General features: G+C 39.7%; 6 protein-coding genes. 3 read left to right on the forward strand and 3 right to left on the reverse strand.

All coding sequences use genetic code 11. The features are described 5' to 3' along the window. The first annotated feature begins 448 nt into the window (after positions 1–448). Entirely contained in the window at positions 449–6,826 is a 6,378-nt protein-coding gene (locus tag ACH30E_RS13885; RefSeq protein ID WP_490825331.1) for a PKD-like domain-containing protein, read from the forward strand. Continuing rightward, a complete protein-coding gene (locus ACH30E_RS13890) occupies positions 6,823–7,863 on the forward strand; it encodes a PorP/SprF family type IX secretion system membrane protein (RefSeq protein WP_490825330.1) in 1,041 nt (346 codons plus the stop codon). Before ACH30E_RS13885 ends, ACH30E_RS13890 begins: the two co-directional genes overlap by 4 nt. Positions 7,864–7,913: 50 nt before the next feature. Here the strand turns inward: ACH30E_RS13890 and ACH30E_RS13895 are convergent, their stop codons facing one another. The 3 genes from ACH30E_RS13895 to ACH30E_RS13905 all read right to left on the reverse strand — a co-directional run bounded on the left by ACH30E_RS13895 (position 7,914) and on the right by ACH30E_RS13905 (position 11,142). Continuing rightward, the gene (locus tag ACH30E_RS13895) at positions 7,914–9,209 is read right to left on the reverse strand and encodes a M28 family metallopeptidase (protein WP_490825329.1); all 1,296 of its coding nucleotides are present in this window, start codon (positions 9,207–9,209) and stop codon (positions 7,914–7,916) included. A 115-nt stretch (positions 9,210–9,324) separates the two neighbouring features. After that, on the reverse strand, positions 9,325–10,056 hold the full coding sequence (locus tag ACH30E_RS13900) for a LytR/AlgR family response regulator transcription factor (protein WP_294990228.1): 732 nt from the start codon (positions 10,054–10,056) through the stop codon (positions 9,325–9,327). Positions 10,057–10,077: 21 nt separating this feature from the next. Beyond that, the gene (locus ACH30E_RS13905; protein WP_490825328.1) at positions 10,078–11,142 is read right to left on the reverse strand and encodes a sensor histidine kinase; all 1,065 of its coding nucleotides are present in this window, start codon (positions 11,140–11,142) and stop codon (positions 10,078–10,080) included. 191 nt (positions 11,143–11,333) lie between these two features. On the opposite strand from ACH30E_RS13905, the gene dxs reads away from it, so the two are divergent. Continuing rightward, positions 11,334–13,265, forward strand: coding sequence for a 1-deoxy-D-xylulose-5-phosphate synthase (dxs, locus tag ACH30E_RS13910; protein ID WP_490825327.1), 1,932 nt, complete (start codon positions 11,334–11,336; stop codon positions 13,263–13,265). Positions 13,266–13,341: the final 76 nt, after the last annotated feature.

A 13,341-nucleotide genomic window follows, 5' to 3' on the forward strand; every position in this document is an offset into this window, starting at 1 on the left:
TAGTTTTTGCTATAAGCCTAACCTACATTAAGCAGATAGTCGTTTAAGAAAGCCATTGGTAAAATAATTAAATGCAATTAATATTTAATATAAAAAACACCCATAAAACTTCCTCCTTCTAAATATTTGATAACCAACAATATAGCTAGCTACCATCATTTTAAAGCCGTTTAAACCTGGTAAAAAGTGTAGGGTGGCTTTTTTTTAATACAATTCTCCTTGATTGTCTGAGACGTTCCGCCTATCTTGTATGTCCTTTTGCTTGATTATCTGTTCTTTATAGATGCGCCCCCGATGCATCAGTTAAGATTTTGTAAGAATAATGAAGTTGAACAGAATTTTCAGGCTGCATTTATAAAATGCAAAAGGTCTTAAGGATAACCCTAATAAATGCATGGGTTACCTAAATAAATACAACCAAAACAGAAGCAACCGATACTATAACCTTATGAGAACTGCGCAATCTGGAAAAGGCCAATGGATTCTTGTGCCCTGTACAAGAATTTGGATTATTTTATTATTTGTATTTGCAGGTAATGCGGCATTTTCACAACATACCTTAACTATCTGCAGCGGACAATCGTTTGATTTCAAACCACCTGCTGCTTCAAGTTCATTAACCTATACATGGGGAGTTCCAACTGTTAACCCTGCAGGATCAGTTAATGCCACACCACAAGCTACTCCGCAAACAGGAGTTATTCAAACACTTACTAATAATACAAGTGACCCAGCAACTGTTACGTATAATGTTCAGGCATCAAATAATACCACTTTCACTTTAGAAGTAACGGTAAATCCCCTACCCCGATTGAGCGGTGGCACGGCAACTGCAAATATTTGTAGCGGACAAACATTTATTTATGCTGCAAGCAGTGCAACGGCAGGAACAACAATTGCGTGGAACAGATCACAGGTAGTAAATATTTTACCAAATACAAATAACGGAACAGGCAGTGTTAGTGAAGCATTGACGAATACATCTGATGTTTCACTTACATCTAATTATATATACACCCTTACAGCAAATGGATGCGTTAATAACCAAACTGTTTCAGTAGTTGTTAATCCTTTACCAACACTCAACTCCTCATTAACCCCGCCAGATGTTTGTAGTGGAGCCCAATTTTCATATACACCAAGTTCTACCCAATCAAATATAAACTTCACCTGGACCAGAAGTTTAACAGGAGGCATTTCAAATGCAGCATCAACAGGAAGTAATAGTCCTGATGAAACTTTAATCAATACTACATTAGCAAATGTTCCGGTTACCTACAATTACAATTTGCAAAGCACTGCTACTGGCTGTACGAATACTCAGGCAATAACAATGAATGTTAAGCCAATACCAAATTTAAGCAGTAGTACATCGAATGATGTAAGATGCAGTGGCACTTCTTTTATTTATAACCCTACTTCATCTCTAGGCGGCACTTCTATTACCTGGAGCAGGGCTGCAGTAGCGGGAATCAGTCCTAGTGGCGGTTTAGGCAGTGGTAATATCAATGAAGTTTTGGTAAATACAACGGCAACTACCCCTGCAACTGTTACCTATGAATTTACACTTAATGCAGCCGGATGTATTAACACCCAAAGCTTCAATGTTTTGGTAAATCCCAGACCGCAATTAAGCAGCTCTGCAAATTTGAATACGGTATGTAGCGGATCTACTTTTAACTACAATCCTACTTCACTGCAATCGAACATTACTTTTAACTGGAGCAGGGCCGCAGTTGCTGGTATTACGAATGGTGCGGCTACAGGTAGTGATAATCCGCAGGAAGCCTTAAATAATAATACACTTAATGCTATTACACTTCCCTATACATACACCCTATTAAATACAGTTACGGGTTGTAATAATATCCAGAATGTATTTGTACAGGTAAGTCCAATTCCAAATATTGCACCAGGTACCGAAAATATATGCAATGGACAAGCATTTTCTCACGACCCCGCAGGTGCACCAGCCAGTACAACTTATACATGGGGTGTTCCGGTTATTAGTCCGTCATTGGCTATAACAGGAGGTAATGCCCAGTCAATAGAATCACAATATGTAAGCCAAACACTGAATAATGTTACCGGATCAATAGCAACAGCAACATACACTGTTACTCCACGTACCAATGGTTGTTTAGGTAGCGATTTTACGGTAACCGTAAATGTATCTAGCGTAGCACCTCCAAGTATTCCATTAAACAGTTCTTTTGCACCAGCTCCGGTATGCAGTGGTACACTATTCAACTATGTAGCAACTACAAGCGCAAATGCACCTAGTTTCGCATGGCGCAGATATGCTGCTGCCGGAATTACAAATACGGCCACCACAGGAACAGGTAGTGCAATTAATGAAACCCTGATCAACAGTACTACTACTCCTGTAAATGTGCAATATGCCATTTCGATAACATCATTGGGCTGTACCAATACACATTTTATTACTGCAACTGTTAATCCTACTACAGCGCTCAGCAGTTCATTAACACCTGCACCTGTATGTAGTAACCAGCAATTCAGTTATGTACCCACGTCCAATACCATTTCAACTACCCAGTTTAACTGGTCAAGGGCATTTGTAGCAGGTATTTCAAATGCTGCTGCTTCCGGAACAAATAATCCAAATGAGGCATTAATCAATACCACAAATAGTCCTATTTCGGTCGTATATGCATATAATCTAGTAACTGCCGGCGGATGCAGCAACAATGAAAATGTAACAGTTGTGGTTAACCCTACACCTAAGCTCAGCAGTACTTTAACCCCTGCAGATATATGTAGTGAAGGTAATTTTATTTATAACCCTACTTCACCTACAACTGGGGGATCGATTATTTTTCAATGGAGCAGAACGGCTGTAAATGGGATAAGCAATGGTAGTTCAGCAGGAACAGGTTCGGCAAATGAATTCCTGTTTAATACTACTGTAGCTCCAATAACAGTACCCTACTCCTATACCACGTTAGTAAACGGTTGTTCAAATACGCAAGTAGTTAATGTTGTAGTTAAACCAACACCAGCAATTACGAACAAGGTTTCTACGATTTGCAGTAATACCAGTTTTACAACAACCATTAATAATGTTCCAACAAATACTTTGTATTCCTGGGGTTCTCCGGTTAGCTCGCCGGCAGGAATAATTACAGGAGGCACAACCGGAAATCTTGTGGGTAGTATCGGTCAACAGTTATTTAATACTTCTGCAAATCCTGCAGTACTAACCTATACAGTCACACCCAATGCTGATGGATGTGCAGGTATTCCATTTGCGGTATCGGTTACGGTAAATCCGATTCCTGTAGCGGCAAATATCACCTTACCTGCTATATGCAGTGGAGCATCATTTAATTATACACCAGTTGGTATACAATCAAATACTATTTATTCCTGGGGAAATGCAGTAGTAACACCATTGTCTTCCTTGTCAGGAGCTATAGCTGAAGCAGGAAGAACCAGTATTGGGCAAACACTTACCAATATTACGAACGCAACTTCTTCTGCAGTATATACCGTAACACCTTCTGCTAATGGCTGTACCGGTAATAATTTTACAGTTACTGTACCTGTTAATCCAAAAGCTTCCATAGCTACCATCAATGCAACTGTTTGTTCGGGTAATTCATTTTCAGTAAGTCCAACTCCAGTGCCTGGCGGTACATCATATACCTGGACAACCCCAACAATTGTCCCTAATGGAACTGTTGCAGGTGCTGTGTCACAATCTGCACCCGTAACTTCTGTATCTCAATTTGTAACGAATACGAGTAATGTACCAGTACAGGCTCAGTATTCAGTTACTCCGATTACTGGCGCTTGCGCCGGAAATAATTTCACTGTAAACCTTACAGTAAATCCTGCAACACAACTAAGCAGTTCATTAACTCCTGCAGCTATTTGCAGTAATACAGCATTCACTTACGTACCAACAAGCAATACTCCTTCTACAGCAACATTCAACTGGACGAGAGCGGTAGTTACGGGTATAAATAATCCAGCGGCTTCTGGTGCTAATAACTTGAATGAAGTATTGGTAAATAATTCCAATACACCACTGAATGTTACTTATGTTTATACATTGGCAACTACAGAAGGTTGTACAAATACACAAAATATTACTGTTACTGTAAATCCAATACCTGTATTAACCAGTGTATCAAATGCACCAGATATCTGTTCGGGAAATACTTTCAATTATTTCCCTACCTCAAATGTAGCTGGTACTTCCTTTACCTGGACAAGAGCATTACAGGCATTTATAAATAATGGAGCTGCAACAGGAAATAATAACCCTGCTGAAGTTTTGGTCAACAATTCGCTTAATCAGGTGCCAGTTGTTTACAATTATTTATTATCAGCAAATGGATGTCAAAGTCAGCAAACTGTTGCACTTCAAATTAAACCTACGCCTGCAATAAATAACCAGACCTTATCAAGCTGCAGTAATGTACCATTCTCTTTTTCACCTGCCAATGTACCTGCTAATACACTATATACATGGGGTAACCCTACTTATAACCCAGGTGGAACATTAACTGGGGGAGCAGCGCAAATTGCTGGAGTGTCTGTCATCAATCAGACATTGGTAAATCAAACCATCAATACATCTATCGCAAGTTATACGATAACACCAGTAGCAAACGGATGCCAGGGAACTCCATTTACACTTGCAGTATCTGTTCAACCAATTCCGGTTATTACTGATCAGGTTTTATCAAATGTATGTAGTGGTTCAGCATTTAGTTTTGCTGCAAACAACGCGCCTATCGGTACTACCTACACCTGGCGAAATCCATTGATTAGTCCATTTAACTCACTTTCTGGTGGAAGTGCCCAGTCTGTTGGACAAACTGCTGTTAGTCAGGTATTAAGCAGCACCAATAATGTTGTAAACACCGCAGTCTATACCGTAACACCATCATTTAATGGATGTAATGGAAATGATTTTACCTTAACAACACAAGTGAACCCAACTCCAATAATCAATAATATTGTAGATACTATTTGCACAGGTGCGTCGATATCAATAGTACCAACGAATGTGCCCGCCAATACCCGCTATACATGGACAAACCCAACAGCGATTCCTTTTGGTGCCATCACCGGTTCAACAGCTCAAAATACTTCTTCAGCCAGTATATTCCAGACCTTAATTAATACTACTAATAGTCCTGCCAGACTAATATATACCGTTACCCCAACTGCCGGGTTCTGTGTCGGAAATCCATTCACAGTTACAGCTCATGTTGGTTCTCAATTACCAGCAATATCAAATCAAAATGCTGAAATATGCAGTGGCACAGCTTTTAATATAAGTCCGGTTAATGCACCACCCGGAACAACTTATACCTGGACATTACCAACAGTTGCGCCAGCAAATAGCGTTACAGGTATAAGCAATGCTATATTTCAACAGCCATCTGTTAGTGAAGTATTATACAATAACACTTTTGCAAATGGAACAGCGACCTATACAGTTGTAGCAAAAAATACTGGATGTAATAGTAATATATTTACCGCAACAGTTCGGGTTCTTCCCAAACCAAGAGCTATCATAACAGGAGATTCTGTGATTTGCAGATACCCATTTGATACCCTGAATATGAATTTTGCAGGAAATGCCCCTTGGAGTTTTAGTTATTGGGATAATAATGGTCCAATAGTGAATGTTGCCGGTGTAAATACAAACCCATATGCTTTCCCGGTTCCTGCATCTGTTGCTGATACCAGGGTTTTATCTTTCACCAATTTCAGGCAGGGTGCATGTTTTAATAATGAAGATACTATTCGATTTACACAGATCATCAATCCGCTACCTGTTGGTACAATGAATACCAGAAGGGGAATTTACTTGTGTAATAACATCTCAGATACTTTATTTATTACTTCGCCTCAACAATTAACTTATCAATGGACACATAACGGATCGGCTATAAATGGAGCCATTGGCGATTCCCTTGAAACAGGAATTCCTGGCAGATATAATGCGGTGATGACAAACCAATATGGTTGTGTTGATACTTTATCGCAGGGTATTACACTGATAAAAATAAATCAGCCGATTTTAAAATTCATGTATGATACGTATTGTATAAATACACCTGTTCATTTCACCAATCTAACCGATACAAATACTACCGGACCAATTGTTTGGAAATGGGAATTCGGCAATACCAATATTCAAAACAGTTATAATGCAGAGAACATATACACCATCGGAGGTAACCATGAAATAAGATTAACTGCCAGTCAGCTATACTGTCCGGCTACACCTACTTCCATGGATAGTATCATTGATATTCACATTCCGATACCGGGGGTAAATATGCCATCAGTAAGTGCTTATAAAACAGTGCCACTTCCAATTGAGATAAGAGACATTCCAGGATACAGGTATCGATGGACACCATCATGGGGAATTAACAGACCTAATAGCCGATCGGTACTCTTTAATTACACAACCACACAGCAATATGCAATTGAATTGATATCTCCGGCAGGATGTATTACAAGAGATTCGCTCCTTGTAAGGGTATTCGATAATAAATTAGTCGACATAATGATCCCGAAATCTTTCAGTCCAAATGGTGATGGAATCAACGATAAATTATTTGTTTATTTATCTGGCATAAAAGAATTTAAGTATTTCAAAGTGTATAACAGGTTTAACCAACTCATGTTTGAAACCAAAAACCATGATGAAGGTTGGAATGGAACCTTTAATGGAACAAAACAACCAATGGGTATCTATATCTGGGTAACTGTAGGTGTTGCTGAAGATGGATCACTTGTTCAAAGAACCGGACAAACATTATTATTAAGATGATCTACCGCTATAATAAAATATCGCTTAGAAAGTATTGCGCTATCCTTGCAATCTTATTTAGCAGTGTACAAACATTGCATGCACAGGATCCTATTTTTTCTCAATTCTATGCTTCACCACTTACAGTTAACCCAGCCTTGGCTGGTAATGGTGATGCCGACTGGCGTATTATGGCATTACGCCGCAATCAATGGATCGCGTCTGGAGTTGAACCTTTGAATACTACTTCGCTATCTTTTGATGGCAGGTTATTCAAACAAAAAGACAATGATCAAAACTATATTGGCGGGGGTATCTTCTTCTTACAAGATTATGGATTAGGCGGTGCATACAAAAGCAATTCATTTAACCTTGCCGTAAGTTCCCATGTTAGTCTTGACCAGGATGATATGCATGGCTTATCTGTTGGTTTGGGAGGTTCTTATTCCAATACACTTATTGACTTTTCCCAACTTAGTTTTGCGCAACAATTATCTTCTGCCGGATTCAACAGAACACTTCCTACAGATGAACCTTATCTAAATAGTATTAAACCTTATTATGCGGCTTTTGCTGGCATCAATTATACTTATCGCACCGATCGCTCAAGTTTTGATATAGGCTTTGCCGGTTACAGATTTGTCAGAACCGCAAGATCTGCATTAAAAGACCCCAATCAATTAGATCCACCGCGTTATAATATCAATGCCAACTATCAAACTTTTCTTTCTGATAGAGCAGTCTTTAATGCAAACATTATGTTTGTAACAGAGAAAAGTGTCAATAGTTATACTGCAGGTATAAACCTTGGCAATATCATTGGCGATGCTACTAATGAACAACCCACAATTATTAATACAGGTGTTTGGTACAGACAAAATGAGGCTGTAATACCTTATCTGGGACTTGTATACGGAAATGTACAGGGGGGTATTAGTTATGATGTAAACATGTCGAACAGTAAAAATTTTGTTGGGCCATTAAAAACCTTCGAATTTTCATTAATCTTCCGATCGCCACAAAAAAGGGCTAATCCAATACCATGCCCCTGGAAATAAAAAAAGTAGCCCATTTTGGTGGGCTACTTTTTTATTTGGTCTAATATCGTTTATCTCAAATCAGATGTATCCACCCTTGTAGGCGTTTCCTTTCCACTTACAATACCTCTCGAACTAAGCGCGATGGCACGTATGATACGGGTCATATTGTCTATATCAATGGTACTGAATTCATCAGTTGCTTTATGGTAATAAGGGTCTACGTCTATTTTAGTGGTAGAAATTGTATGTGCAGGAACACCTAATCGGGCAAGGGTTGCGTTGTCTGAACGATAAAATAAGTTTTGTTCAGTATAAGGATCAGGATAAAAAGTAAAATCAGTTCCGGCCAGGTTAGCTTGCAAAATTTTACCCATATCTGTTTTCTCAAATCCGGTAATGAATGCTGAATTCTTGCCCCATTTACTTTCTGATCCAATCATTTCAATATTGAACATGGCCATTACTTTTGCCGGATCGAATTGGCGAGAAAAATAAGTGGCGCCAAAGCCACCCACTTCTTCTGCTGTGAATGCAGCAAAAATCAATGTACGTTCGTTGTTATTTACTTTTTTGAAATACTGTGCCAAAACCATCATAGCCGTAGTTCCTGCTGCATCATCATTAGCACCGTTGAAGATAGAATCGGTTAATACATTACCGTTCCTGTCTTTGCTCACCACACCCAGGTGATCATAATGGCCGGAGAAAATTACATACTCGTCTTTCTTACTTTTCCCAGGCAACACTCCTACCACATTTGCCAATGGCATTTCAGTGATTTCATGTTTACAGTTTACACTAAAACTTGCCGGATCATTTGCAGCCAATATAAAAACAACATTCTTGTCTGTTTTAAAGATGGTAGATTTTAGTCTTGTAAGTGTACTGAAATTTTTAGCCTGACTCGTATCAACAATCACCACATAATTCTTATTGGCCGTAAGCAATTTCCTTGCTTCCGAAATAAGATTAGTACCTGCGCTAATTTTTACCTTTTCATAGCCAGATTTTTCGGTGATGTTTATTTCAGGTTGACAGGTTACCACAATCACATCTCTGCTATCTAAACTAACACCGCCTATGCTTGCTGCAATGCTGATGAATTTTGGACGAACCATTGCAAATTGTTGCAGGTATGAGCCGCTATTGTTCCAGGTTTTTAGGCCGGTTTTTTTAAACTCATCTGCAATAAAAGCAGCAGCCTTATCAATTCCTTTGGTAAAAGTGCGTCTGCCTTCCATTTCATCAGAAGAGAGAGTGCGTTCAATACGTTCAACCTCACTCATGCTGATTAATTTTTCAACGTCCTGCGCAGAAACCGCTACAGTGGTGAGGATGGCAAATAGTAAGAAATATTTTTTCATTTTGATGGGGGGTGTCAATTGTGAATGGTCAATGGTGAATTTATGGTGAGATGTGGGTGGTCAATGGTGAATGGTCAATTCTCTTTATTTGACAATTCACCATTCACAATTCACGCTACAAGCTCATCATTTCTTTAAACTTAACCGTCTGTCTGCGGCTTACTTCTATTTTTTCGCCGCCTTTCAGGTCTACGAGGAGACCGCCGTTGAAGTATGGTTCAATTTTTTCAATCCAGCGGAGATTAATGATATGTTTTCTGTTGGCACGGAAAAACATTCTGTCGTCAAGTCTTTCTTCCAGTGCGTTCAAAGATTTTAAGATAAGGGGTTTGTTGGTACCGAAGAATACTTTAGCGTAGTTGCCAACACTTTCAAACAAGCGGATTTCACCAAGTTTCACAAACCAGCAACGTTCACCGTCTTTTACAAATACCTGGTCGAGTTCGGTAAGTGGGCCTCTGTTAACGCCATTAATACCGGCTGATTCTTTGAACATTTCAGCCTGTAGTTTTTGAATGGCATCTGAAAGACGCTTGGGTTCAATGGGTTTTAGCAGGTAATCAAGTGCATTTACTTCGAATGCTTTGATGGCATATTCATCATAAGCAGTGGTAAAAATTACTTTAGGAGCTTTTTCTACTTCGGCAAGCAGGTCGAACCCTGTTTTGCCCGGCATTTGAATATCAAGGAAAATCAAATCAGGATTGAGGGTTTCGATTTTTTCGATCCCATCATCCACATTAGCAGCTTCCTCAATAACTTCTATATCAGCATGATCCTGCAATAATTTCTTTAACTCATTTCGTGCAAGTCTTTCATCATCAATAATGATTGCTTTGATAGCCATAGCTCAGATTATTATATAGAATTAAGAATAAACGGTTTGTACGGGCATTTTTACAGTGGCTTCCACCATATTGTTTCCAATGTCCTTGATTTCAAAGTTAGCTTTTCCGCCGAATAATAGTTTCAGTCTGTTTCGGGTACTATTAATTCCGAATCCGTCGTTACTGGCATTATTATTCAACTGTCCGGTATTACGGATAATAAGTTCATGGTGGTCATCCCGGTAATCGGAAATTACTTTAATCACGCCACCATCTTTTTGCTTACCAATACCGTGCTTAATCGCATTTTCTACCAGGGTCTGTAACATCATAGGTGGTACAGGCTGGTCCAGGGTATCTTCATCAATTTCATACTCCACATTCAATCTATCTTCAAAACGAATATGTTCCAATGCCAGATAATCCTTCACAATATTCAATTCCTTTTCAAAAGGCACTGTTTCCAGTTTTTCAGCCTGCATACTACTCCGTAATATATTACTCAGTTCGGTAATTGCGGTACGGGCCCTGTTCGGGTTCTCATCTACCAATGCCCTGATACTATTCAATGCATTGAAGATAAAATGCGGGTTGATATGCGATTTAATAGTTTTCAATTCAAGCTCCTTAACCAGGCTTTCCAGCTTTACTTTCTGGATCTCACTCTTGGTTCCAAGCTCAACATAATGCCAAATGTAATAAATCGACACCCAAACCAATATCATGGGTGAATCAAAAATCAGGTTTGAGAGGAATCTTTTGGCGATGGATGCTTTATTGGCATGATCATAATAACCCAGCCATTCTACTATAGCACTGTTACAAAGGCTATACAACACAATAATGGTGAGAATTACTGTTGTTAAAAGCCACCATTTACTGATTTGAATGGGTGGCCTTAGCTCCATGCTGATTACGAATTCACGCAATAAATGCGTAAAAACCAATCCCAACACGGTGGTAATGATTAGTCTGTAATAAAAGATTTCGCTAATATCTCCGGTACGGTCCTTGAATATAAAGGCAAAGAAGACCATGGTTAAACCATAGAACAGCCAGCCTCCAAACTGGCACCACCAGTATAATGTAGTTTTGCTCGTCCTCATGTATCAACAAATATAGCAGGAAAGCTACGCCGTAAACCCCTGATTTTTGATTAAAGGCAAATACCGGAGTTGTTTGGTGCAAAATAATGTTGCGGGTCGACGAACCTTCTTTAATTACGGCTGTTTCTTAACGAATCACCAGAACTTACTTACGACTAAAAACGTACTTTTACATTTAAATCCCAGTCTGCATGGAGATCATACCAGGCAAATTATTAGGCCAGATCAATCATCCCGACGACCTGAAAAGGTTTTCCAGAGAGCAATTGCATCAGGTTTGCGATGAATTGAGACAATATATCATCGATGTCGTTAGCGTTCACGGAGGGCATTTTGCTGCCAGTCTGGGAGTAGTAGAATTGAGCGTAGCCCTTCATTATGTGTACAATACACCTTACGATCAATTAGTATGGGATGTGGGTCATCAGGCTTATGGACATAAAATACTCACCGGACGCAGAGACCAGTTTATTACCAACCGTAAATACAAAGGCCTGAGCGGTTTCCCAAAAAGGTCGGAAAGTGAGTTTGATACTTTTGGGGTTGGACATTCTTCGACTTCTATTTCAGCGGCCCTCGGCATGGCCATGGCAGCTAAATATAAAGGTGAAAACCGCAAATCAGTGGCTATTATTGGAGACGGCTCTATGACGGCAGGTATGGCATTCGAAGCCATGAACCATGCTGGAGTGGCCGACAGTGATATGCTGATTATCCTCAACGATAACTGTATGAGCATCGACCCCAATGTGGGCGCTTTAAAAGAATACCTTACAGATATCAGCACTTCCCCTACCTATAATAAAGTAAGGGATGAGGTTTGGAACCTGCTTGGAAAACTCCCTGTGGGCAAAAACCTGAGCCGCGACCTGGCTTCTAAACTGGAGGCAGGCGTAAAAGGTGTGGTGAGCAAAAGCAGTAATCTATTCGAAGCATTAAAGATTCGCTACTTTGGTCCTATTGACGGACATAATATCACCAAACTGGTGGATACCCTCAAAGACCTGAAAGAAATACCAGGGCCGAAGCTGTTGCATATTATTACTACGAAAGGTAAAGGATATGCATTGGCAGAGAAAGACCAAACCAAATGGCATGCCCCCGGTTTGTTCGATAAGGTTACCGGAGAGATTTATAAAAAGAAAATCGATGCCCCTCAGCCTCCAAAATACCAGGATGTTTTTGGACATACCATGATTGAGCTGGCTGAACTAAATGATAAAGTAATGGGGGTTACCCCAGCTATGCCTAGTGGCTCTTCTTTAAAATTTATGATGGAGAAAATGCCGCATCGAGCTTTTGATGTTGGGATTTGTGAACAACATGCCGTTACCCTCAGTGCCGGACTGGCAACGCAAGGCATGCGGGTATTCTGTAATATTTACTCCTCATTCATGCAACGTGCTTATGACCAGGTAGTGCATGATGTGGCGATACAAAAATTACCGGTGGTACTATGTTTAGACCGTGCCGGATTAGTAGGTGAAGATGGACCTACACACCATGGCTGTTATGATATTCCTTATTTCCGTTGTATTCCCAACCTGATTGTGAGTGCTCCGATGAATGAACAGGAATTACGCAACCTGATGTACACAGCCCAACTGGAAAAAACAAACTATCCTTTCGTCATTCGCTACCCTCGTGGTGAAGGTGTAATGGCTGAATGGAGAACGGCATTTGAAGAAGTGCAGATTGGTAAGGGAAGAAAAATAAAAGATGGTAGAGATGTGGCCATATTAAGCTTTGGTCATCCCGGCAATTTTGCAACCGCTGCCATCCGTGAACTAAGAACCGAAGGCATCGACCCTGCCCATTATGATCTTCGTTTTGTTAAACCAATTGATGAAGATTTATTACACGAAGCATTTAGTAAATACAACAAGATTGTAACTGTAGAAGATGGAACAGTTGTAGGTGGATTTGGTTCTGCCATACTGGAATTCATGAATAAATACGGTTACAAAGCCGATGTAACCATACTCGGTATCCCAGACAGGCTGGTAGAACATGGTACACCAAAAGAATTACACAGAGAATGTAATTATGATGCACAGGGAATTGCGGATGCAGTTCGCACCTTGGTAAAAGACATCGTTAATACAACAGTACTCTTAGGATAAATATCTTTGCTAAACTGTGAATCTGTGGCTTATTTTTTTGCCACAGATTCACAGTTTTTTTTATGGAATAAACAAG

This window comes from Sediminibacterium sp. FW305-C-61 (assembly GCF_058231065.1).